This window comes from Embleya sp. NPDC005971 (assembly GCF_040629175.1).
Lineage (GTDB): Bacteria > Actinomycetota > Actinomycetes > Streptomycetales > Streptomycetaceae > Embleya.
In genome coordinates this window covers 25785-48419 of sequence record NZ_JBEXUX010000056.1, presented here as the reverse complement: position 1 = coordinate 48419, position 22635 = coordinate 25785, and the positions used below count along the sequence as shown (strand labels likewise).

Genomic DNA, 22635 nt, shown 5'->3' with positions numbered 1-22635 from the left:
CAAGAGCAACAGGACTGTTACGGCCATGATCACCGGCAGTGGTCGTCGGCCGACTCAGATTCGGGTGGCCAATTGCGGATAGTCCAACACCAATCCCTCGTGATCCACGAGCAGATCGCTGCGGAAGTCGCCGGATTCGTAGCGCACCCGCGCCCCGTCGGGCTCCACCCCGAGATGCGTGTACGTCTGCCAGGACGGCTCCACCACCAACTCCGGCACGGCCACGAAGGCCATCAGAAAACGATGCCGGCCGGCCTCCTCGTGCAGGCCGTGCCGCAGGATCGGCATCGTGTTGGTGAGCGGACACAGACCCAGGTCGCAGTCGAGCGCGTCGGCGAGGTCCGGTCGCGGCACGCCGTCCGCGGTCCAGCCGTCGGCCGAGCGGCGCAGATCCAGCCGCCTGGTCTCGCCCGCGCCCTGCGCGACCACCCGCAATCGGGTGGTCACGTAGTCCTGCGTCGTCTCCAGCTCGTAGGTGAGTCGATAGGACCGAGGCGTGGTGCCCAGCGCCTCGCCGCGCGCGGAGAGCCGCGACTTCCCCAACTCGACCCAGGAGGTCTCCTGACCGCCGCTCTCGGTCACCTGCCACGTCAGTACGCGCTCATCCGTCACGTGTGCATCGGTACCCCGAATCAGACCTCCACACCAACGCTTTTCCGACCTCCGCACCGACACTTTTCCCACGTCCACGCCGATGCCGTCCCGGTCTCCACCCGCCGCCGCCCGCACTGCGGGCACCGCCCCGTGGGCCCGCTCAGCCGGCCGCGGCGGCTGCGGTCGCGAACAGCTCGGACAACGTTCCGGCGAACGCGGGAGCCATCCGCGCGGCGATCACCCGCGCCTCCAGCCCTTCGCCCAGGTGTTCGTCGATGTATCGGGTCATCCGCGCGCGCTGCTCCGCCGCCGGCTCCGGGTCGGGGGCGTACCGCTGGATCCGGTCGTAGAGCTCCAGCGCCCGTTCGGCGGGCGTGCCGTCGGCGAACACCCGCTCGACCAGCCCCGGAATCCTCGCCATTTCGGCACGCAATCGACGCACCTCGTTCGTGTGGACCTGGTCGCGCGCATGCGTCCCGTACCACCTCTCGCGCGCCGGCCACCGCCCGCGCAACGTGTCGTCGTCCTCGGTCGCCTCGGCGATCGCGGTCGGGCAGCCCGGGAACTCGGTCAAAAAGCGGGCGGTCACCCCGGGCAACGGCTCCTTGGCGTGTGCGGCCACGAGCGTGGCCCAGCCCGCCTGCGGCTGCCACGGCGCGGCGATCCGGAAGCCCTGCGGCACGCTCGGATGCGCGGACCGCGAGGCCCGCCGGGCGAGTTCGCGCTCGTACTCGGCCCGCAGTCGCACACGACCCGCGTCCCCCGCCGCGAACATCGTGCGCAGCTTGGCCGCGGACGCCTCGCGCAGCGGCAGCTCGTCGACCAGGAGCTCCGGCTGTGCCACCCCGTGCCGCTCCCACAGCGCGAGCAGCGCACCGAGCAGGATCGCCCGGTGCAGCGGCACCACGAAGGGCTCGTATTGCTTGTGCTGGTAGTTGTTGCGGAACTGCGGGCGCAGCGCCTCGATCCCACCGCGTTTCCACAGTTCGACGCACTCGGCGGCGGACGCGCCCATGTGGCGCACCCGCAGCAGCGCCGCACGCACCAGGGCGGGATCGCCGGACCACACCGCGGGGCGCCGGTAGCGGGCGTTGTTCGCGCCGAGCACCCGCTCGATCGTGGCCGGGTCGAGCGGGACCTCGGCCGCGGCGGCCATGATCCGGTTCCGCTCCCGGTCGCCGGCCCAGGAATTGGCGTAGACGACCGCGTTCAGCTCCGGATCGCCCAGGTCGATCAGCGCGTCGTATCCCTCCGGGCGCAGGTGATGCGCGGCGGCCAGGGCCCGGCGTTGCCGCGGCGTCGCGCGGCGCACCGCCTCGGTGACGACCGACGCGGGCAGCAGGGCGCCGAAGTGCACCAGGTCGAGCACGGTGGGCGGGCGCAGGTGCGGGACGAGGGCCGCGAGGTGATCCGGGTGGGTCGACAGCAGCAGTTGCCGCCACTCGCCGGCCACCGTGCGCGGCGGCGTCGGGATCGCCTCGGTACCGCCCTCGCCGGCGGCGGCCGCCTCGACGAGTTCGGCCACGGTGCCCTGGCAGTCGGGCAGCAGGGTCAGCAGTCGCGACCAGGCTTGCGGATCGGCACCGAGCCGCGCACCCAGCAGCGCGCTCACCTCGGTCATCGGGAGCAGGTAGGAGATGCCGTTGCTCGCGCCGCAATGCCGCAGGAAACGCAGGACGGCGACGGCGGGGCCGGCCTCGGCGAGAAGTTCGTCGAGCACCCGGAGGTTTCGGGTCCGCGCCGCGATCTTGATCAGGTCGGCGCCGGTGCCGTATCGGATCGCCGAGGTGATCAGCGGGGCCGGGAGGCCGGCTGCCTCACCCAGGTGCGGCGCGTAGGAGCCGCGTACCCGGGCGAACACCTCGCCGTTGGCGTTGTCCAGCGCGGCGAGCAGCGCGAACGCGGAGCCGTAGTGCATGTCGGGAAGCCCTCTCGGGAGGCGGGCCCGCTCGGGGCCGACGGTGGAAAAAAGGGTCAGCCGCGCGCGGCGGCAGCGGCGGTTTCGACGAGTTCGGCCAGGCTGCCCTCGAACTCGGGGAGCAGGCGCAGCGCGACCACGGCGAACGCGACACGGTCCGCCGGGGGGACGTGCCGGTCGATCGACTCGGCGAAATCGTCGTGGAGTCGGTGGGCGGCACGGGCGTCGGGGGCGATCGTGTCGCGGAGGGCGAGCAGTTCGGCGGCTGCGGCCGCGCGCGTTCCGGTCGGCAACTCGCCGATCGGTGTCCGGCCGGCCGCGAAGTCGGCCGCGAGATCCGCCTCGGTGGCGTGCAGGGCGAGATTACGTCTGCGGGTCGGGTCCGACCACACCACGGGAACGGGCCACCGCCCGCGCCGAGTCACTCCCGGCGTGGGCGGGACGGATCCCGCTTCGCGCTGCAACTCGGCCGGACAGCCGTCCTGTTCGATCAGCATCGCCAACGCCCGGTCGGTGAACGGCGTGCGCCGGTGCGCCGGGGCGACCTGCGCCCAGTCCACGATGCTCGTCTCCAGCATCGGCCAGGCGAAGCCGGGCACGTAACCGCGCAGGCGGCGGATCAGCACCCGGCTGCCCGTCGAGCGGGCCACCCGCTCCCGCAGCGCGGCGATCCCGGTGGGCGAGGACACCAGTTCGCGGCACAACTCGGCCAATCGTGGGTCCAGGGACAGTTCGTTCACCAGGTCGAGGGCGGCCGCGGCGCCGGCGCGCTCGTACAGGCGCATCAGGGCGATCAGCAACAGCGAGCGATAGCGCGGCGCCCGGTAAGGCTGCGGTTCGGCGCCGTTCGTGGGCCGCATCAGGTGCCGGGTGTGCGGGCGCAACCCCTCGATGCCCTTGGCCTGCCAGATCGCCAGGCACTCGGGCAGGGTGATCGTCATCGCGTCGCGCTTGAGCAGCGCGGCCCGCACCAGGACCGGGTCGCCCGACCACAGGGCGGGTCGGCGGATCGTGATCGCCCAGTCGTTGCACACCCGTTCCACCAGACTCGGGTGCAGCGGCGTGGTGGAGGCCATGATCCGGGCTCGGATCGCTTGCCCGCTACGGGGGTTGAGGTAGATCGCCGCGTTCGTCGCGGGATCCCCCAGGGCGAGCAGAGCACCGGCCACCTCGGGCCGGCTCCGTCGGGCGCGGGCCAGTACCAGGCGCTGCGCGGGGGTGGCCCGGGCGATCACGTCCGCGAGCACCGCCGGCGGCACCCGGGCACCGAACCGGAGCAGGTCGCGCACGGTGTGCGCGGGCAGCGCGGGGAGCAACTCGGCCAGTGACGCCGGCGCCGCGAGCAGGAGCAAGTGGCGTACGTCCGAACGCAGGTCGGCGCGAACGCGCAGGCCGGGGGTCTCCGCATCGGCGCCCGCCGCCTCGATCGCCGCGCCGAGCGGCCCCTCGAAGGTCGGCAACAACGCGAACAACCGGCCCCAGGCGGCCGCCGAACCACCGAGGTGTCGGTCGAGCAACTCGCCGATGCCACGCGTTGCTTCGGTGTACGCGCGCGGGTTTCTCGGGCCGAGTGCGCGCAGTGTCCGCAACGTCGGGAGGGCGGGGCCGCCGTACAACTCGGCGAGCGCACCGCGCGGCACCCCCAGGTTGCCCGCGATCGCGAACAGCGCGGCGTCGTCGGCCAGGTGCAGTGCGGTGCGCACCACGGCGGGCGGCATCACCTCGGTGTCGCGCAGTGCCGCCGGCATCTCCTCCCGGATCCGTGCGAAGATCGTTCCGTCGGCATCGTTCATCTCGGCCAGCAGCGCGATCATGGCGGTCTTCGACACTCGTGCACCCTCCGTGGCGTCCTCACCAGGAAGCTACGGGGTCAGGCCGACAACCACTCGGCCGAGGTGCACCTACGCACGCCTGGCGCGTGGGCGCACCGCCGGGTCGGCTCAGCCGCTCGTCGTCGCACACTGCCCGCGGTCGGCGAAGGCCGGTCCCGAGGCCGACGGGCGGATGTCGAAGTCGAAGATCTCGGTCGGTACGTACAGCGTCGCGCACGCGTTGGGGATGTCCACCACGCCGGAGAACCGCCCCTCGATCGGCGCCGCCCCCAGGATCAGGTACGCCTGCTCGGGCGTGTAGCCGAACCTGGTCAGGTAGGTGATCGCGTTCAGACACGCCCGCCGGTAGGCCAGGGTCGAGTCCAGGTAGCGCTGTTCGCCGTCCTCGGTGACCGAGAATCCGGTGAAGGTCAGGTATTCCGAGTACTGGGGCGCGGACCGTCCCGGCATGAAGATCGGGTTCGTGGTGACGCCGTACGTCTCCATCCCGCCCTTGAGGACGTCCACCCGCAGGTCGATGAACCCGCCCATCTCGATCGCGCCGCAGAAGGTGATCTCGCCGTCGCCCTGGCAGAAGTGCAGGTCTCCCACCGAGAGTTTGGCGCCGTCGACGAACACCGGGTAGAAGATCCGCGAACCGGCGGTCAGGTTCTTGATGTCCTGGTTGCCGCCGTTCTCGCGCGGCGGCGCGGTCCGCGCGGCCTCGCGGGCGGCGGCTGCGGCCTGGGCGGCGTCCATCGAGCCCAGCAGGGCCGCGATCGGCTCGGGCGGCAAGGCCAGCGGCGGCACCCGGTTCGGGTCGGTCGCGCGCAACGCGCCCTCGCGGGCGTTCCACTCGGCGAGCAGGCGCGCGGAGGGCGCGGTGCCCATCAGGCCGGGGTGGATCATGCCGGTCAGCTCGACGCCGGGGATGTGTCGGGAGGTGGCCCGCTGTCCGTGGAAGTCCCACACCGCCTTGTACGCGCCCGGGAAGTGGTCGGTGAGGAAGCCGCCGCCGTTCTCCTTCGCGAACAGGCCGGTGTAGCCCCAGCCTTGGCCGGCCACCGGGCCGGTCACCGAGAAGGTGTCGTCCTGCGGACAGGCGCCGACGTCGAGGATGTCCACGATCAGCAGATCGCCCGGCCGGGCCCCCTCCACCCCGATCGGCCCGCTGAGCTGATGCACCATCGTCAGGTCCGCGTCGCGTACGTCGTCGGCGCTGTCGTTGTTGCCGATCGTGCCGTCGAACCACTCGCGGCATTCGATCCGGAACTCGGCCCCGGGCTTGACCACGGTCACCGGTGGTACGTCCGGGTGCCAACGGTTGTGGCCGAGCGCCTTCTGCTCCCGGAACGGGCGGGACTGGTCGACACCGAACACGACCTCGGGCATGTGACTCCTCGAAGAATCGGAGGTACGGCGGCCGTTGACGATGCGTCAGGGCCGGGGCAGACGCGCGTGCCGGGGGTCGCCCGGCCCGCGTACACCCGATCCGGGCGGCGGGCCCGAGGTCACGGCGGGGGCGTGCGCCGAGCGCTCCTCGGCGGCGGCGGTACGCATGCCGACGCCGTTGTCGCGGAGTCGAGGTGCGGTCCACACGCGTCGGCCGGGCGCCGCGCAGTCGGGACAACACTCGTCCGTGCGGGCCTCGCCGAGCGGGCGGACCAGCTCGAAGTCGCCGCAGTCGGCACATCGGTAGACGTAGGTCGCCACGACCGCTCCCTCACTTGATCACCGGGTGTGCCTGGAAGCACAACACAGCACCGGGCAAAACAAAACGGCCGACACGCGGGTTGGAGCTGACGCATGGTCAATTGACGGAATCGGTGGTTCCATCGCGCTGTCGATCACCGTTTTCACCGCTTTCCCACTTCCCGCTTTCCCGGTTTCACCGCATTCGGAGCACTCGGAGGTCTCGTGAGCAGACGTGTTGCCCTCGTCGTGGGTGCCGACGACGTCGGGGAGGCGGTCGCGCGGCGGCTCGTTCGGGATGGTTACGAGCTGGTTTGGTGCGATCCGGTCGAGCCGGGGTCGGTTGCGGGGCGGATCGCCGAGGGCGATGGCGATGGTGGTGGCGTGGTGACTCTGGGTGCTTCGCTCGATGTGCTCGGTGATCCGGACGACTTCCGGGCCGCCCTGGGCTCGACGTTGCGCGACGCGGGTCACGACGGGGTGGATGTGCTCGTGTACACGCTGGTGTCCGTCGAGGCGTTCGTACCGCGCCCGCTGGCCGGCCTGACCGGCGCCGAGTGGCAGCGGCTCGCGGAGGACCCGATCCGGCACGGCCTGACCGTGCTCCAGGTCGCCCACGAGGTGCTGGCCCCGCGCCGGGGCCGATTCGTACTGGTCGTGCCCGCCGTCGCGCTCGAAGGCGCCGCCGAGTTGGTCCCGCTGGCCACCGCCGCCGAGACGCTGCGCGCGCTGGCCAAGTCGGCGGCCCGACGCTGGGCGGCCGACGGGATCACCGTGAACATCGTCACCCCGGACGTGTTCGCCTACGGCGCGGAACACTTGCGCGGCACGGACGTGGACCGAGGCGAGGCGGTGTTGCCGGGGGCCGGCACGGCGGCGGATGTCGCGGACGCGATGTCGCTGCTGGTGGCGCCTGCGGCGGGGCGGCTGACGGGGACGACTTTGGTCGTGGACGGGGGAGCGCTGATGGCGCCGTGAGCGGGGAGTCGGGTGAGGGCGTGGCCGGGGACACCGGTGGCGGGAGCAAGGACGTGGCCGGGGATGCCGGGGTCGCGCGGGTGGCGTTGGTGACGGGGGCGGCGGCCGGGCTCGGTCGAGGGATCGCGCTCGCCCTGTCGACGGCCGGTTTCACCGTCGTGGTGACCGCGCGCCGACTCGCGGCCGGTGCCGAGGTGGTCGCGGAGATCACCGCGCGCGGCGGCAGCGGATGGGCGAGCGAGTGCGATGTCACCTCGGCGGAGTCGGTACGCGCCGCGATCGAGGCGACCGTGACCCGGTTCGGCCGGCTGGACGCGGTGGTGCACAACGCGACTTCGCGTCGCTCCAGCGAACCGGTGGACTTCGAGCGAGCGCGGCCGCAATTGTGGCGCGAGCACGCGGACGTCTCGCTCACCGGCTCGTTCACGGTGGCGCACGCGGCCTACCCGCATCTGCGCGAGACCCGGGGAGCGTTGTTGCTGCTGACCTCGCCGGCGGGCATGCGCGGCAGCGCCAACCTGTCCTTCTACGCGGGCGTCAAGGGCGCACAACGCGGCTTCGTCAAGGCGCTCGCCCGCGAGTGGGGCCCGAGCGGCGTGCGGGTCAACGGGCTCGCCCCGCTGGCCGTGACGCCGGCACTGGCATCCGCGTTCGAGGCGGACCCGACCATGGAATCCCGGATCGCGGACAAGGTGCCGATGCGCCGAGTCGGCGACCCGGAAACGGATATCGGCGCACCCGCGGTGTTCTTGTGTGGGGCGGGATCCCGCTATGTGACCGGACAGACCCTGATCGTGAACGGGGGACGGGACACGTTCTTGTAGGGCGGACGGGGAGGACGGCAAGGACACGACCGCGGGGCGAGATCCGAGGCCCGAGTCGGGCGAAACGCCTCGTACCTAGCATGTGTTCGCCTATCGCCACAAGAGTGAACACCATGTGGTAACCGGCCGATCACACGTCTAGCCTGACCGGATCGCCGAGCGGAACGAGGGGGCGCCCGTTCCATGTCCAATACCGCGGCAGTAACGAGTCGTCGTCCGTCGAGGGGACCGCGACCGCGGTTACCCTCGTCCACGCCGGGGCGATTGGTGGGCCTGGCGCTTTTGGTGGTCCTCGCATTAGCCCCCGTACTGACCCTGTCCGTGTTGATAGCCGACCGATCCGAGGCGACGACGGCCGAGTTGCGGGAGCGTCGGATCCCGGGCGCGCTCGCCCTGGACCAGGCCGCGGCCGCACTGACCGAGGCCGATCGGGCCACCGCGACGAGCCTGGTGTCGGGGGCGTTCTCGCTGACCGGGCCGGGGCAGGACTATCAGGACGCGGTCAAGCGGGCGAACCAGTTCCTGACCCTGGCCGCCGACCTGCACCGCGAGGATTCCGGCGCCCGGGCCCGCCTCACCGGTGTCAACGCGCTCATGGTCGAGTACACGATCATGGTCGGCCTGGCCCAGACCGGTGGCGACGGACCGCTGTCCCTGGCCAACGTGTTCTACGCCTCCGACCTGCGGCGCTCGATCGTGACCAGCCTGTACGAGCAGCGCCGCGCGGACCTGGCGGACATCCGCGAGGCGCGCTCGACCTGGTGGGTGGGCACCTACGTGGCGGTCCCGTTCGGCGCCACCGCGTTCGTGGCCCTGCTGCTCGTACTGATCGCGCACGGCTATCTGCGCCGCCGCTTCCGCCGCCGCATCAACCCACTGCTGTTGCTCGGCGCCGCCGGACTGGCCGGCCTGATCGCCTGGACCGTGCTGCACGCGCAGACCACGCACGACCGGCTCGCCGAGGGTGCCGGGCGGCGGGTCGCCGAGCAGTCCGCGCTGTGGCAGGCGCGGACCGCCGTGCACGAGGTGGTCGGCACCGCGGCCCTGGACATCGCCTCCGGTGGCATACCGCGCAGCAGCGACGTCAAGGCGGGCCTGACGCTGCGGGATCTGGTCGACCCGCTTCCGTCGGCCGTCGAGATCGAGGCCGTGCGCACCGGGGGCGACCCCCGGTTCGGCGGCCTGATCGCCACCGCGATGGCCGAGGACCGCTCACGGCCGCTGCGCGAGGCGGGTGCTCGGGCGCTCACCGCGCTGACCGCGCTGCGGGCCGCCGCCGAGCGCACCAAGGCCCAGGCGCCGCCGGGTGGCACCCGGGACGGCGGACCGGGAACCGCGTTGTTGACCGGTCGGGCCGCGGACCGGATGTCCGGCGCGGCCGACGACGCCCAGGCGGCGTTGACCGACGCCCTGATCGAGGGCCGCGGGGCGGCCGACGCGGCCTTGACGGAGGCCGCCGACGACGGCGGGCTCACCCTCGGTGGCCCGGTGACATGCGTGGTCGTGCTCGTGCTGAGCGTCGCGGGGTTGCTGATCCGCCGCGTCGAATACGGGAGGCTCCGGTGACCGGAATCGGCAGGTCGAGGTCGGCGTTCGGCGCCCTGCTCCTGGTCGTTGCGGGCTGTGTCCCGGTCGCGTGCTCGACCGGCGAGTCGACTCGGGTGGTGCACGTCCTGGGCACCTGGGAGGACGCCGAGAAACGGGCGTTCGAGGACGTGGTCGCGCCGTTCGAGAAGGACACCGGGATCGACGTGCGCTTCCAGGGCACCCGTGACGTCGCGGCGGTACTGGCCGGCCGAGTGGACGAGGGCGACCCGCCGGAGATCGCCGTACTCAGCTCGCCCGGCGACCTGTTGCACTACGCCAAGACGAACAAACTCGCGCCCCTGGACTGGATCCGGCCGGGATACGCGCCGGAGTGGTTGGCGCCGGGCCGGGTCAACGGGCGGCAGTTGGCGGTGGTTCTCAAGGCCGCGCTCAAGAGCACGATCTGGTACAACCCGGCCAAGCTTGCCCGGGTGAGCGAGCCGATACCCACCACGTGGGCGCAACTCCAGTCCACCACCGCGAAGTTGCGCGCCGCCGGGATCACCCCGTGGTGCATGGGGCTGGCCTCCAGCACCACATCGGGCTGGCCGGGTACCGACTGGATCGAGGATCTCGTGCTGGCCCGCTCCGGATCGGACATCTACGACGCCTGGGCGCGAGGCGAACTCTCCTGGCGAGCGCCGGAGATCCGCGCCGCGTGGCAGGCGTGGGGCGCGTTGCCCGGTACGCCGGACACCGTTCCCGGCGGATCGATCGGCACGCTGCTGACCGGGTTCGACAAGTCGGCCGAGGTGCTGGACCCGCGCGGCGGTTGCGTGTTCGACCACCAGGGCTCGTTCATGGCCGGCAACTACGACGCCCGTACCGCGCCCGGCGCCCCGCGCGACTACGACACGTTCGCCTTCCCGGGCTTCGGCACCCCCAGTCCGCGCGAGGTGGCGGGCGACGTCGCGGCGATGTTCCACGAGACCCCGGCAGCCCGGCAATTGCTGACCTACCTCACCGGCACGCCGGCTCAGGAACGGTGGGTCCAGTCGGGCAACGCCCTGTCCCCGGACCGCAACGTCTCCCCCGACGCCTACCGCGACGAGGTGACCAGGCGCCTGGGCACCGCGTTGGCCACCGCGCCCGCGATCCGCTTCGACGCCTCCGACCTGATGCCCACCACGATGCGCAGCGCCTTCCAACGCGCGGTGTCGGCGTACGTCTCCGCCCCGGCGGACCTGGACCGCATCCTGGACGACCTGGACCGGGTGCGAGCCACCGCCTATTGATCGGGCCGGCCGCCGACCCGATGCCCGGACGCACCCGATCCCCGCCGGGTTCGGGTGCACATCACAGGTCGGCTGCGGCTGGGACTTGTGCTGTTTGCCGGGGGTCGGGATCTGTCAGGCTGCCCCGGACGGCGTCCTTGGCCTGGCGGGTGGGGGAACGATGGTCGAAGCGGAGTTGTCCGGCGGGTCGGCTCATACCGCGTTGTTGCGGCGGGCGGCTCGGGTGTTGCCGGCGCGGTTGCCGGAGTTGACGGATCGGCTCGTGGCGGAGCTCCAGGCGCTCGAACCCGCGTATCTGGCGGGCGGTGTGCCGCCGGACGAGCTCTGGCAGAGTGCGCACGAGGCGTTGCGGGTCGGCGTGGCGGCGCTCGCGGTGTGGCCTCGCGAGTTGGAGGGCAGCCGGTGGGCTTCCGGGCGGCTGGCCCGGCGGCGGGCCGAGCAAGGCGTGCCGCTGGAGGCGCTGTTGCACGCCTATCGGCTCGGCGGGGTGTTGTTGTGGCAGACCCTGGTCGAGGTCGCCGCGGAGCAGGAGCCGGACGAGGTACGGCTGTTGGTGCACGTGGCCACCGACGTGTGGAACTTCGTCGACGGACATGCCGGTGCGATCGCCGACGCGTATCGGCGCGTGGAGGCCGAGCTGACGAACCGTCATGACGAGCGGGTGCACGCCCTGTTGGACACGCTGTTGGACGGTCGCGCGCCAGCGGCCGACCTCGCCGCCGCGGCTGCCGTGCTGGACCTGCCCGAGCGCGGTCGGTACGCCGTGGTCGCGTTGCGCCATCCGTTCCCCGGTACCGGGGTGCACGACGCGCCTCGGCGGCCGGCGCCGGACGGCGTGCGGGTGGTGTGGCGGGCCCGGATGGAGGGGGAGTTCGCGGTCGTGCTGCTCGGCACCGCGGGGCTGGACGAGGTTGCCGAAACGTTCGGCCCGGCCACCGGATCCCGGGCCGGCATCAGTGCGATCGTCGACGGGCTGGCCGCCCTGGGCCGGGCGCGGCGGCTCGCCGAGATCGCGTTGCGCACCTGTACCGCCGACGGTGAATGCGCCCGGTTGGACGAGCGGTTGCCCGCCGCGCTGGTCGCCTCGCAGCCCGATCTGGCGCACGATCTCGCGGCACGGGTACTCGGGCCGATCCTGGCGCTCGACCCGGTGGACCGCGATCTGCTGCTCGGCACGCTCGGCGCGTGGCTCGACTGCGGCGGCTCGGCGGTGCGCGCGGGCCGCCGGTTGTTCTGCCACCGCAACACCGTGCTCAACCGGCTGCGCCGGCTGGAACAACTCACCGGCCGCGAACTGGGCCTCCCCCGCGACCTCGTCGAGCTCGCCCTGGCCCTGGACGCGCACCGCCTGCGCACCTGAAGCGGAGTCGGCGGAAACCATTCGCCGCCTCGCGCCCGCCGGTTCTGTGCCGCTGCACAAGGCCCCACGCGCCGCGTTGGTCGGCTGCCCCGATGTGGCCCGGGTATCTGGACTCCGGTCGCACCCCGTGCTGTGATCGCGGTCACTCCAACAGCGGGGAGGGGTGCGGTGGAATCGGGAGCGCTCCTCGTGGCGGGGCTGGAGGTCGTCTACGGGCGGTCGGTGCGGGCCCTGCGCGGTATTTCGCTCGACGTGCCGCCGAACGGCGTGGTGGCGGTGCTCGGGGCGAACGGGGCCGGCAAGAGCACGTTGCTTCGGGCTGTTTCGGGCACGCTGTCCCTGCAACGGGGCGCGGTCGCCGCGGGCACGATCCACTACGGCGGCGTACGCCTGACCGGTCGCGATCCGGCCGCGATCGTCCGGGCCGGCGTGGTCCAGGTCCCGGAGGGCCGGCGGGTGTTCGCCAATCTCTCGGTGGACGAGAACCTGCAAGCCGGCGCGCTGAGTACACGCGGCCTTCGGCGGGGCAACGGCGGCGCGGCCAGGACCCGGGCCAACCGCGACCGGGTCTTCGAGCTGTTCCCGGTACTGGCCGAACGACGGGCCCAGCGGGCCGGGCTGTTGTCCGGCGGCGAACAACAAATGTTGGCGATCGGGCGGGCGTTGATGGCCGCGCCGCGCCTGTTGCTGCTCGACGAACCCTCGCTCGGTCTGGCGCCGATGATGGTCGGCCGGATCGCGGGCGTGATTCGGGAGATCGCCGCCCAGGGCGTGGCCGTTCTGCTCGTCGAGCAGAACGTGACGGTCGCGCTCGACCTCGCCGACAAGGCCTACGTGCTCGACGTCGGCGAGGTGCGACTCGCCGGTTCCTCGACCGACCTGGCGCGCACCGACGAGGTGCGCCGGTTGTACCTCGGCGAGGAGGAGGCGGTGGGCCCGGACACCGCCGCGGCGCCCGCCCGGCCGACCCCGCGCAAGCCGCTCCGGAGGTGGGTCGGATGACCGTCGGCCAGGCCGAGACCGCCCGGGCTGCGGAGTTCGAAGTCCCCGAACTGACCGTACGCGCGATCACCGTGCGCTTCGCCGGCCTGGTCGCGCTGGACGCGGTCGGCTTCACCGTCGCACCGGGCTCGATCCACGCGGTGATCGGCCCGAACGGCGCGGGCAAGTCGACCTGCTTCAACGTGCTTTCCGGCGTCTACCGGGCCGATCGCGGCACGGTGCACCTGGGCGGGCACGAACTGACCCGGCTGCCGCCGCATCGCATCGCCGCGCTCGGCCTGGCCCGTACCTTCCAGAACATCGTGCTCACCCGGGGCACCGTCGCGGACAACCTGCTGCTGGGTCGGCACGTATTGACCCGTTCCGGGTTCGCGGCCACCGCGCTGCACCTGCCCCGGGTGGTCCGCGAGCAGCGACGTCATCGTGAACGGGCCCGGGAGATCGCCGAGTTCATGCATCTGGGCCAGGTCTTCGACGCGCCCGTGGGGCTGTTGCCGTACGGCATGCGCAAGCGGGTCGAGATGGCCCGCGCGTTGTGCATGGAGCCCAAGGTGCTGCTCCTGGACGAGCCGGTGGCCGGGATGAACGCCGAGGAACGGACCGAGACCGCCGAGGCGATCGCCTCGATCCGGGAGTCGCTGGGCATTTCGATCGTGCTGGTGGAGCACGACATGGGCCTGGTGATGCGGATCGCCGACGAGGTGACCGTGCTCGACTTCGGCCGCCGGATCGCCGGCGGTGTGCCCGCCGACGTCCAGCGCGACCCGGCGGTGATCCGCGCCTACCTCGGCACCGGCGAGGAAACGGAAGCAGCCGCGGCAACCGACGCCGGGAACGACCGGGAGGTCCCGACATGACCAAGCTCGCCGAGATCCTCCTCAACGGCTTCGCCCTCGGGTCCGTGTACGCGCTGATCGCGCTGGGGTTCGTGGTCATCTTCAAGGCATCCGGGGTGATCAACTTCGCGCACGCGTCGTTGCTGCTGCTCGGCGGATTCACCGTCGCCAAGCTGCACGACGACCTCGGCTTCGCCCTCGCGCTGCTTGCCGCGGTGCTGGTGACGGCCGCCGTGGCGGGCCTGGTCGAGGTGTGGTTCATCCGGGGCCTGGGTCGCACCGAGGTACACACCCTGACCATCCTCACCATCGGCGTGGACATCCTGCTGACCACCGAACTCACCCGCCGGATCGGCTCGGACGTGCTGAGCCTGGGCGATCCGTGGAAGGCCGGCGTGCGGGACTGGGGCGGCGTGCACATCGCCGACGCGCGGATCGCGTGCATCGTGGTCGCGGTGGTGTTGATCGGCACGTTCTTCGCGGCGTTCCGGTTCACCGCGTGGGGCCTGTCGATGCGTGCCGCCGCCGAGGACCGGGAGGCCGCCGCGCTGATGGGCATCCGGCTGGGCCGGATCCAGCTCACCGCGTGGTGCGTCGCGGGCGCCCTGGCCGCGGTGGCGGCGGTGTTCCTGGCCGCGTTCCCGTCCGCCGGCCTGGATCGCTCCACCGGCCAGATCGCACTGGCCGCGTTCCCGGCGGCGATCCTGGGCGGGATGGATTCGGCCGCCGGCGCGCTGGTCGGCAGCCTGGTGGTGGGGCTGACCGCAGCGCTGATGGCGGGCTACCAGAGCGACATGACCTGGCTGGGCGCCAACCTCGGCGATGTCGCCCCCTACGTCGTGATGTTGCTCGTGCTGATCTGGCGGCCGACCGGCCTGCTCGGCTCGAAGGAGCGTGCCCGTGTCTGACCGCGTGTCCACGACGGTGCCCGCGGCGACGCCGCCCGCGCGGCACGCCTCGACCGCCGCGCCGGGGCTGCGCGGGTGGGCCGGGCCCGGCGCGGTGACGGCGGTGGTGCTGGTCCTGCTGGTGCTGCCGTTCTACGTGACCGCGTTCTGGTTGCAGACCGGCTTGTTCGCGATGGCCGCCGCGATCGGCGCGATCGGGCTGAACCTGCTGTCCGGCACCACCGGGCAACTCTCGCTCGGGCACGCCTTCTTCCTCGCCTGTGGCGCGTACGGCTACGTGTGGTTCGCGGGCGACTCGGGCAGGGTCGGCGTGCAACGGCTCAGCGGATTGGGTCTGCCGCCGCTGCTCGCGCTGGTGCTCGCGGTGTTGCTGACCGGCATCGTGGGAGGCCTGTTCAGCCCGATCTCCGGCCGGCTGCGCGGGATGTACCTGGGCGTGGCCACGCTGGCCCTGGTGTTCATCGGCCACCACGTCATGCTCAACGCCAAGTCGGTGACCGGCGGCTTCAACGGGCGCTCGGTCACCCCGATGGAGTTCGGCGGCTTCACGCTCACCGACGGCGACCCGGACGGCCTCGAAGTACTCGGCATCCCGTTCGGACAACTGGAGCGGCTGTGGTACTTCGCACTGGTGCTGGTCCTGGTCGCCGCCCTGACCGCGCGCAACCTGCTGCGCGGCCGTCCCGGCCGGGCGCTGGGCGCGGTGCGCGACAGCGAGATCGCCGCCGCCGTCATGGGAGTTCCGGTGGCCCGCTACCGCTCGGCGGCGTTCGTGGTGTCGTCGATGTACGCGGGTCTCGCGGGCGCGCTGCTGGCGATGATCTTCAACCGTGTGGTGCCGGACTACTTCGGGCTCGCGTTGTCCATCGACTACCTCGCGATGATCGTGATCGGCGGTCTCGGCTCGGTCACCGGCGCCGTGGTGGGCGCGGCCTTCGTGACCGTGTTGCCGCAGGTGTTGAGCAAATACGCGGACACGCTGCCGCTGGTGGTGGCGCCGGGCAGCCCGGATTCCGGGGTGGGCCCCGGTGAGGCCGCGCGCTACCTGTACGGCGCGGCGATCGTGCTCGTCCTGCTGTTCGCGCCCGGCGGCCTGGTGGGCCTGCTGCGCGGTCGGCCCGGCGGCGTTCCCACCGGCCGCCGCACCGTACGACTGGGACGTACCAAGGGCTCCATCCGTACCGGCTCGAAGGGGTAACACAGTGAGGCTCCGGAATGGCGTGCGTGTGGGGGCGGCGCTCGCGGCGCTCGTAATGGCCGCGACGGCGTGCAGTACCAAGGGCGACGACGACAAGAAGGACAAGCAGTCCGGTGGAGTCAAGACCGGGCCCGGGATCACCGACACCACCATCACGCTCGGCGCGCTGACCGACCTGTCCGGTCCGTACGCGCCACTGGGTAAGAGCATCGTCAACGCGCAACAGCTCTACGTGGACGAGGTCAACGCGCAGGGCGGGATCTGCGGGCGCAAGCTCGCCGTCACGGTCCGCGATCACGGCTACGACGTGCAGAAGGCGGTGGCCGCCTACACCGAGATCAAGGGCGGCGTGGCGGGCTTCCCACAGGTGATCGGCTCGGCCGTGGTCACCGCGTTGCAGGACAGTCTGAAACAGGATCAGATCCTGACCTTCCCGCAGGCGTGGGCCGCGACGCTGCTCAATCGGCGCGAGATCCAGATCGTCGGGACCACCTACGACATCGACATGATCAACGCGATGGACTTCCTGGGACAGGCCGCCCAGCTCAAGTCCGGGGACAAGGTCGGGCACGTCTACTTCGAGGGCGAGTACGGCGAGAACGCCCTGGCGGGTGCCAAGTTCGCGGCCGGCAAGCTCGGCGTGCAGGTGGTCGAGCAGAAGATCAAGGCGACCGACACCGACCTGACCGCGCAGATCGCCGCGCTGCGCGGCGCCGGCGTCAAGGCGATCCTGATCAGCGCCGGACCGACGCAGACCGCGACCCTGGTCGGTTTCGGCGCCGTGGCCGGCCTGCGGGTGCCGGTGCTCACCAGTGCGCCGGGCTTCCACCCCCAGGTGATGGCCAGTGCCGCGGCGGGTGCGCTGGAACAACTGCTGTACGTGGTCAGTTCGGCGCCCGCGATGGGGGCCGACATCCCGGCGGTGAAGAAGCTGGCCGCGGACTACAAGGCCAAGTACCCGGACGGGACGATCGATCAGGGTGTGATCTCCGGGTACAACTCGATGAAGATCTTCGGCGAGGACCTCAAGGCGGCGTGCGCCAAGAAGGACCTGTCGCACGCCGGGATCATCGCCGCGCACCGGGAGCAGAAGCAGATGGACACCGGGCTCGGCGCGCCGCAGGACTTCTCCGACCCGACCAAGCCGGCGTCCTACAAGTCGTACATCCTCAAGCCGAGCAAGACCGTGCCGGGCAACCTGGTGGTGGCCAAGGACGCCTTCGAGGTGCCGGCGGTGCACGAGTACAAGCTGCCCGCGGCGGGCTAGGTGTGTTGACCCGTCCGGCGTGACGGCCCCGAGGCGCGCCGGTCTCGGGGCTGCGGCCACCCGGGACCCGGGAGTCAGGGCACCCGGGTCCCGGGGCGGCGGCTTCAGGGCCGCTCGTGCCTGCGGCGGCCGGGGATCGGGCCGGCCGGGCCCGGGACGGGCCGGAAGGTCCGGAAGGTCAGGGTGATCCGGGCCCCCGGGCGCCCGGTGGCGTCGGCCGTCAACGAGGCGCCGGTGAGGGTGTCCAGGCGCGCGGTACCGGTGCCGGCGTGTGCGGCGATGCTCGGCCGGGCCCGGACCGCCGCCAACGGGCCGTCGGGGCCGGTCATCCGGCTGCTCGGCCCGCCGTTGTGATGCAGTTCCACCACGCCGGGCCCCAGCACCAGGTATTGCAGCTCGCGCGCCTGCACCCGGCACGCGACCACCGACGCGGCCGGGGTGGCCTCGTGCGCGAGGTCGCAACGAGCCCCGTGCAGCGCGGCGGTCTCGGCGATGGTGTCCGCCAGGCAGGCGGTGATGCCCCGGTCCGGGCGATCGGTCAACCGGGCCAGCAGGTGCACGCCCAGCCGGCGCAGGAACCAGTCCATGCCGTGCCCGCACCCGCCCACCGGCCCGGTGGACGCGGCGGCCACCACGACGGCGGCCTCGGGCGTGGTGAGCGCGAACGCGCGCTCTGCGGAATCGTTTCGCGGGTCGACGACGACCACCTCGGCATGCACGAAGATCAGTGTTGGGGACAAGGGCCCGATCGGGACAGGGGTGCACGAACGATTGGCTCGAACGTGCGGCCGGCGGCCCGGGTTCGACCGGTGTATCGGGCGCGTGTCGGTGCCGCGTCGCGCGGCCGTACGCTGACGCCCATGACCGACGTGGAGAGCCGACGCAGGATCAACGAGGCGATCAGCTCGATCCGCAGACTGATGAGCAGCCGCCGGCTGGACGCCCTGCACGTGGAGCGCTCCGGTGTGCCGCTCAGCCTGGTCGCGATCGGCGTGCTGCATCGCATCATCGACTTCGGCCCGATCCGACCGACCGAGCTGGCCGAGCGCGCCGACATCCAACCGGCCGCGCTGAGTCGGCAGATCCGGATCCTGGAGGAGGGCGGCTACACGGTCCGGGTCACCGCCCCCGACGACGGCCGGGTGGCGCTGCTGGAGGCCACCGAGCACGGGCGCGAGGCGTACCGGCTGTTCGTCGCGGCCAACGACGCGATGCTGGCCCGGCAGTTGGCCGACTGGACGGCCGAGGAACTCACCGACCTGGCCGACCGCATGCAACGCTTGGTCGCGGATCTGCGCGGGCCGCTCGACGAGGAGTGACGACGGGTCGGCTCGGACCGGCCCGCGGTCGCAGCGGATCGGCCGGGCGGAAGTCACTGCCCGCCGACAAGATGATTGACCTTGTTAACTATCCGGATTAACGTCCGGCCATGGCATGGGAATTCAGCACCGATCCGGACGTCGCGGCCGAACTCGACTGGATCCGTCGGCTCGTGGTCGACGAGATCGAACCGCTCGACCTGGTCCGCACCCGAATGAGCCCGGAGAACTGGCGGGCCGTCACCGAACCGCTCAAGCAGGCGGTCAAGGACCGCGGCCTGTGGGCCGCACACCTGGATCCGGCGTTGGGCGGCGGCGGCTTCGGCCAGGTACGGCTGGCCCTGATGCACGAGATCCTCGGCCGATCCCCCTCCGCGCCCGCGATCTTCGGCAACCAGGCGCCGGACTCGGGCAACGGCGAACTGCTCGCGGTGGGCGCGACCGACGCCCAGAAGGAGCGCTGGTTGTGGCCGCTCCTGGCAGGCCGGCTGACCAGTTCGTTCTCGCTGACCGAGCCGCATACCGCCGGCTCCGATCCGACCGGCATCCGGACCCGGGCGGTGCGCGACGGTGACGAGTGGGTGCTCGACGGGCACAAGTGGTTCGCCTCCAACGCGCGCCGCGCGGACTTCGTGCTGGTCTTCGCGGTCACCGACCCCGATGCCGAACCACACCGCCGGGCCTCGATGTTCGTGGTCGAACGGGACACCCCGGGGATGCGGATCGTGCGCGACGTGCACACCATGCACCACCCCTACGACGGCCCCGCGACCCGCAACCTGGGCGGCCACGCGGAGATCCGGTTCGAGGGCTGCCGGGTGCCCCACGCCCACCTGATCGGCGCGCCCGGCGACGCGTTCACACTCGCCCAGAAGCGGCTCAACGGCGGCCGGATCCACCACACGATGCGCTGGATCGGCCAGTGCCGACGGGCCTTCGACATGCTCTGCGAACGGGCCCTGTCCCGGCACTCGCACGGCCGGTTGTTGGCCGAGCACCAACTCGTGCAGCAGATGGTGACCAAGTCCACGATCGAGATCGAGGCGCTGCGCCTGATGACCCTCAAGGCCGCGTGGACCTGGGACCACGAGGGCCCGAAGGCGGCCCGGCAGGCGGTCTCCGAGGTCAAGTACTGGGGTGCGCAGGTGTTGCACGACGTGGTGGACCGGGCGATCCAGGTGCACGGCGCGCTGGGCTACTCGACCGACCTGCCGCTGGAGGAGATGTACCGCCTCGCCCGCAACTTCCGGTTGTCCGACGGGGCGGACGAGGTGCACGTCGCGCAGGTCGCCAAGCTCGCGCTGCGCGGCCACAGCGCGGTGGAGGGATGGCCCAGCGAGCACATCCCGACCCGGCGGGCGGTCGCGGAGCAGCGCTACGCGACCTGGCTGGATCTGCCGTGACGGCCGGGGTGGCGACGCCGGGGTCGGCGGAACTGCGGGCGTTCACCGCGTGGTCGGTGGGTCGCGGCGTGCTGGCGCCCGGGGTCGAGGTGGTGGTGGAGCCGCTGACCGGCGGCTCGTCCAATCCCACGTATCGGGTCCAGGGCGGCGGCGCCGATCTGGTGCTGCGCACGCCGCCCGCGCGCGGCGGACTGCCCACCGCGCACGACATGGACCGCGAATACCGGTTCCAGGCCGCGTTGGCGGACGGCGCGGTACCGGTGGCGCCGATGGTCGCGCTGTGTTCGGACCCGGCGGTGATCGGTACGCCGTTCTATCTGATGAATCGACTGGACGGGGTCGTGCACGCCCGCGCCGAGACGGTACGGGAGTTGCCCGCACACACCGCCGGGGCGATCGGGCGCGCGCTGGCCCGGACCCTGGCCGTGCTGCACGCGGTGGATCCGGTCGTGGTGGGGCTGGCCGAGTACGCCCGGCCGGAGCCCTACCCGGTACGCCAGTTGCGCCGCTGGCAACGGCAGTGGACGACCTCCGGCGCGGATCCGGTACCCGCGGTCGACGAGGTGCTGGCCGCGCTGACCGCACTGACGCCGACGGCGGGTCCGGAACGGATCGTGCACGGCGACTACAACCTGGCGAACGTGATGTACGAACGGGCCCGCCCAGAACGGGTGCTCGCGGTGCTCGACTGGGAGATGGCCACGCTCGGCCCGCCCGAAGCGGATCTGGGCCAGTTGCTCGCGTACTGGGGACCGGCGGGCCGGCTGTTGTTCGCCGAGCGCGGTGGACATCTGCCGGACGCCAACCCGGGGTTGCCCACGGCCCGCGAACTGGTCGCCGAATACCGCGCGGCCACCGCCGAGCAGGGCCCGGCCATCGAGCTGAGTATCCGTCATATCCCGTTCTGGGAAGCCTTCGCGGTGATCAAGCTGGCGATCGTCTGCGCGGGTGCGCTGCGTCGCGGCACGAATGCGTCGGGTGCGCGTCGAGCGCGAATCGGGTCGCTGGTAACCGGTTTGGCAGACATTGCCCGGGACACGCTGGAGGAGTGAGGTTCCGCCTGGAACGAACCCCGAATATCGGGACAAATACCTCGATGGTTGTGCGCAGAAAAGTAAAATTCTCAAGAACTTCACTCCGGATACGCATGAGTAGCCGGTTGAGGGGCCAAGATTGCAAGTGTTCGCCAGGGAGCGTGGCGAACACTTCGAGACGAGGCGGGCCCGGCCGGGGCGGGCCCGCGTCGTCCCGCTTGTCGGGCGCCTTCGGCGCCGGCTCGCGAGGCACTACTTTTTTGCTCCGTCGCTGACGCTCCTCCGCGAAAAAGTGGCCCCTCGCTCGTGACTTCGTGTCCCTTCGCTTCGCTGCGGGCCACGAAGTCTTTTTTGCGGCTCCGCCGCTCTCCGCGCTGCGCGCGTCGATCACCTGGGTGGGCCGAGGTCGTGGGCGCTGACGCGCCGGAGGGCAGCGGCGGCCGGGGCGGGGAAAGCCCGGCGCTCGGTGCGGCCGGCGATCCGATCCGCACCGGCATGCCGTGGCTTGCGGGATCGGGGTGTTCGCAGAGCCGCCGGTGTCGGTTGGGTGGACGGGCGTCGGCGGGTGGCTCTTGGATAGTGCCCTTCGGCGGGCGGCCTTCGTGTCGTGCTGCTCGGCGGGTTCGCCCGCGTCGGCGTTCGCCGTGACCGCTGCCTGGCGTCGTGGGCACGGTCATCGCGTGCCGCGGTACTCGGCTTCGGAGAGTCGCCTCAAGGCCCTTTGTGCCGGGGCCACTTCATGCTGCCGGGCCTTGGGGAGCCGTACTCGACGTCGTTCGCGCCTGCCGGTATGCCGCCCGACGGGTGGTGACCGGGTCGCGACGTCAGCCGGAGCCTTTCGGGGGGTGTGGCCATGCGAACTGGGGGGCCCGGCGTTCCGTGAAGGCGGTGAGGCCCTCGCGGACGTCGGCGGAGCCGCGGGATTCGGCTTCCCAGTCGGCGCGCCACGTGGTGAGGCGTTCGGGGGTGGGGTCCGTCGCGAGGAGGTCCTTGGCGGCGCGGACGGTGAGTTGGGAGCGGGACGCGATCGTGCGGGCGAAGCCGTAGGCCCGGTCGGCGGCCTCGGTCGGGTCGAACACGTCGTCCACCAGGCCGACCCGCAACGCGTGGGCCGCGTCAATCAGTTCGGCCGAGAACAACAGGTACTTGGCCGTCGACACACCCACCAGTCGGGCCAACCGCGTGGTGGAGTCCGCGTCGTAGACGATGCCGAGCTTGGCCGGGGTCACCCCGAAGCGGGCCGTCGTGTCGGCGAAGCGCAGGTCGCACGCCGCCGCCAACTGGCAACCCCCGCCCACGCAGGGCCCCTGCACGAAGGCGATCGTCGGCTTCGCGAAGGTCGCCAACGCGCGTTCCGCGGCCGAGTTCAGCGCGTGATAGGCGTCCGCCGCCTCGGCGCTCGCGTAGTGCCCCCGCAACTCGCGGATGTCGGCCCCCGCCGAGAACACCCCGCCGGTCCCGGTCAGCACCAGCACGCTCACCTCGTGGTCGGCCTCCAGCGCCGCCAGGATCCCCGGCAGCGCCCCCCACATCGCGGCGGTCAGCGCGCCGCGAGCCCGAGGCCGATCGATGCGCAGCGTCGCCACCGCGCCCTCGACCTCGACCACGAGCCCCTCGACCCCGGTGTCGTGCATAGCGCCGCCCTTTCCCACACCGACCCACATCCCCG

The 22635-nt window shown here is 71.9% G+C and carries 20 protein-coding genes; 13 read left to right on the top strand and 7 right to left on the bottom strand.

Translation table 11 applies throughout. The features are described from left to right. Positions 1 to 54: 54 nt before the first annotated feature. From ABZ374_RS35975 to ABZ374_RS35955, 5 genes are all read right to left on the bottom strand, one after another. Positions 55 to 612, bottom strand: a complete 558-nt coding sequence (locus tag ABZ374_RS35975; RefSeq protein ID WP_360319434.1) for a putative glycolipid-binding domain-containing protein — start codon at positions 610 to 612, stop codon at positions 55 to 57. Positions 613 to 754: 142 nt separating this feature from the next. Beyond that, positions 755 to 2512 carry a hypothetical protein gene (locus ABZ374_RS35970; protein WP_360319432.1) on the bottom strand — a complete coding sequence of 586 codons (1758 nt, stop codon included), beginning with the start codon at positions 2510 to 2512 and terminating at the stop codon, positions 755 to 757. 56 nt (positions 2513 to 2568) lie between these two features. After that, complete coding sequence (locus tag ABZ374_RS35965; protein WP_360319430.1) at positions 2569 to 4341, bottom strand: hypothetical protein; 1773 nt, start codon at positions 4339 to 4341, stop codon at positions 2569 to 2571. A gap of 111 nt (positions 4342 to 4452) precedes the next feature. Next, positions 4453 to 5715: a formamidase gene (gene fmdA, locus ABZ374_RS35960; protein WP_360319428.1), complete on the bottom strand. Its 1263-nt coding sequence runs from the start codon at positions 5713 to 5715 to the stop codon at positions 4453 to 4455. A gap of 45 nt (positions 5716 to 5760) precedes the next feature. Continuing rightward, positions 5761 to 6036: a zinc ribbon domain-containing protein gene (locus tag ABZ374_RS35955; protein ID WP_360319426.1), complete on the bottom strand. Its 276-nt coding sequence runs from the start codon at positions 6034 to 6036 to the stop codon at positions 5761 to 5763. 204 nt (positions 6037 to 6240) lie between these two features. Between ABZ374_RS35955 and ABZ374_RS35950 the strand changes: the two genes are divergently transcribed. From ABZ374_RS35950 to ABZ374_RS35905, 10 genes are all read left to right on the top strand, one after another. Further along, positions 6241 to 6993: an SDR family oxidoreductase gene (locus ABZ374_RS35950; protein WP_360319424.1), complete on the top strand. Its 753-nt coding sequence runs from the start codon at positions 6241 to 6243 to the stop codon at positions 6991 to 6993. Next, positions 6990 to 7817 (top strand): SDR family NAD(P)-dependent oxidoreductase, encoded by an 828-nt coding sequence (locus tag ABZ374_RS35945; RefSeq protein WP_360319422.1) that lies wholly within the window; start codon positions 6990 to 6992, stop codon positions 7815 to 7817. The genes ABZ374_RS35950 and ABZ374_RS35945 overlap by 4 nt, the downstream gene beginning before the upstream one ends. 285 nt (positions 7818 to 8102) lie before the next feature. After that, positions 8103 to 9383 carry a hypothetical protein gene (locus ABZ374_RS35940; protein ID WP_360319420.1) on the top strand — a complete coding sequence of 427 codons (1281 nt, stop codon included), beginning with the start codon at positions 8103 to 8105 and terminating at the stop codon, positions 9381 to 9383. Then, on the top strand, positions 9380 to 10639 hold the full coding sequence (locus tag ABZ374_RS35935) for an ABC transporter substrate-binding protein (protein WP_360319418.1): 1260 nt from the start codon (positions 9380 to 9382) through the stop codon (positions 10637 to 10639). The genes ABZ374_RS35940 and ABZ374_RS35935 overlap by 4 nt, the downstream gene beginning before the upstream one ends. A 160-nt stretch (positions 10640 to 10799) precedes the next feature. Further along, entirely contained in the window at positions 10800 to 11999 is a 1200-nt protein-coding gene (locus ABZ374_RS35930; RefSeq protein ID WP_360319416.1) for a helix-turn-helix domain-containing protein, read from the top strand. 168 nt (positions 12000 to 12167) lie between these two features. Further along, positions 12168 to 13001 (top strand): ABC transporter ATP-binding protein, encoded by an 834-nt coding sequence (locus ABZ374_RS35925; RefSeq protein WP_360319414.1) that lies wholly within the window; start codon positions 12168 to 12170, stop codon positions 12999 to 13001. Next, positions 12998 to 13858 (top strand): ABC transporter ATP-binding protein, encoded by an 861-nt coding sequence (locus ABZ374_RS35920; protein WP_360319412.1) that lies wholly within the window; start codon positions 12998 to 13000, stop codon positions 13856 to 13858. Before ABZ374_RS35925 ends, ABZ374_RS35920 begins: the two co-directional genes overlap by 4 nt. Next, positions 13855 to 14745: a branched-chain amino acid ABC transporter permease gene (locus ABZ374_RS35915; protein ID WP_360319410.1), complete on the top strand. Its 891-nt coding sequence runs from the start codon at positions 13855 to 13857 to the stop codon at positions 14743 to 14745. Before ABZ374_RS35920 ends, ABZ374_RS35915 begins: the two co-directional genes overlap by 4 nt. A 67-nt stretch (positions 14746 to 14812) precedes the next feature. Beyond that, the gene (locus tag ABZ374_RS35910) at positions 14813 to 15943 is read left to right on the top strand and encodes a branched-chain amino acid ABC transporter permease (RefSeq protein WP_360319476.1); all 1131 of its coding nucleotides are present in this window, start codon (positions 14813 to 14815) and stop codon (positions 15941 to 15943) included. 55 nt (positions 15944 to 15998) lie between these two features. Beyond that, the gene (locus ABZ374_RS35905) at positions 15999 to 17210 is read left to right on the top strand and encodes an ABC transporter substrate-binding protein (RefSeq protein ID WP_360319474.1); all 1212 of its coding nucleotides are present in this window, start codon (positions 15999 to 16001) and stop codon (positions 17208 to 17210) included. Positions 17211 to 17314: 104 nt separating this feature from the next. Here the strand turns inward: ABZ374_RS35905 and ABZ374_RS35900 are convergent, their stop codons facing one another. After that, complete coding sequence (locus ABZ374_RS35900) at positions 17315 to 17950, bottom strand: hypothetical protein (RefSeq protein WP_360319408.1); 636 nt, start codon at positions 17948 to 17950, stop codon at positions 17315 to 17317. Positions 17951 to 18070: 120 nt separating this feature from the next. Between ABZ374_RS35900 and ABZ374_RS35895 the strand changes: the two genes are divergently transcribed. The 3 genes from ABZ374_RS35895 (at position 18071) to ABZ374_RS35885 (ending at position 20984) form a co-directional block, all read left to right on the top strand. Further along, the gene (locus ABZ374_RS35895) at positions 18071 to 18529 is read left to right on the top strand and encodes a MarR family transcriptional regulator (RefSeq protein ID WP_360319406.1); all 459 of its coding nucleotides are present in this window, start codon (positions 18071 to 18073) and stop codon (positions 18527 to 18529) included. 110 nt (positions 18530 to 18639) lie between these two features. Then, a complete protein-coding gene (locus tag ABZ374_RS35890) occupies positions 18640 to 19932 on the top strand; it encodes an acyl-CoA dehydrogenase family protein (RefSeq protein ID WP_360319404.1) in 1293 nt (430 codons plus the stop codon). Next, positions 19929 to 20984, top strand: coding sequence for a phosphotransferase family protein (locus ABZ374_RS35885; RefSeq protein WP_360319402.1), 1056 nt, complete (start codon positions 19929 to 19931; stop codon positions 20982 to 20984). Before ABZ374_RS35890 ends, ABZ374_RS35885 begins: the two co-directional genes overlap by 4 nt. A gap of 806 nt (positions 20985 to 21790) precedes the next feature. On the opposite strand, the gene ABZ374_RS35880 is transcribed toward ABZ374_RS35885, so the two are convergent. Continuing rightward, a complete protein-coding gene (locus tag ABZ374_RS35880) occupies positions 21791 to 22600 on the bottom strand; it encodes an enoyl-CoA hydratase/isomerase family protein (protein ID WP_360319400.1) in 810 nt (269 codons plus the stop codon). Between the last annotated feature and the right edge of the window lie 35 nt (positions 22601 to 22635).

Excerpts from the sequence above, each read along its gene's own strand:
- ABZ374_RS35970 (WP_360319432.1), bottom strand. The coding sequence starts at position 2,512 with ATGCACTACGGCTCCGCGTTCGCGCTGCTCGCCGCGCTGGACAACGCC.
- fmdA (WP_360319428.1), bottom strand. The coding sequence starts at position 5,715 with ATGCCCGAGGTCGTGTTCGGTGTCGACCAGTCCCGCCCGTTCCGGGAG.
- ABZ374_RS35930 (WP_360319416.1), top strand. The coding sequence starts at position 10,800 with ATGGTCGAAGCGGAGTTGTCCGGCGGGTCGGCTCATACCGCGTTGTTG.
- ABZ374_RS35920 (WP_360319412.1), top strand. The coding sequence starts at position 12,998 with ATGACCGTCGGCCAGGCCGAGACCGCCCGGGCTGCGGAGTTCGAAGTC.
- ABZ374_RS35915 (WP_360319410.1), top strand. The coding sequence starts at position 13,855 with ATGACCAAGCTCGCCGAGATCCTCCTCAACGGCTTCGCCCTCGGGTCC.
- ABZ374_RS35905 (WP_360319474.1), top strand. The coding sequence starts at position 15,999 with ATGGCCGCGACGGCGTGCAGTACCAAGGGCGACGACGACAAGAAGGAC.
- ABZ374_RS35895 (WP_360319406.1), top strand. The coding sequence starts at position 18,071 with ATGACCGACGTGGAGAGCCGACGCAGGATCAACGAGGCGATCAGCTCG.
- ABZ374_RS35890 (WP_360319404.1), top strand. The coding sequence starts at position 18,640 with ATGGCATGGGAATTCAGCACCGATCCGGACGTCGCGGCCGAACTCGAC.
- ABZ374_RS35880 (WP_360319400.1), bottom strand. The coding sequence starts at position 22,600 with ATGCACGACACCGGGGTCGAGGGGCTCGTGGTCGAGGTCGAGGGCGCG.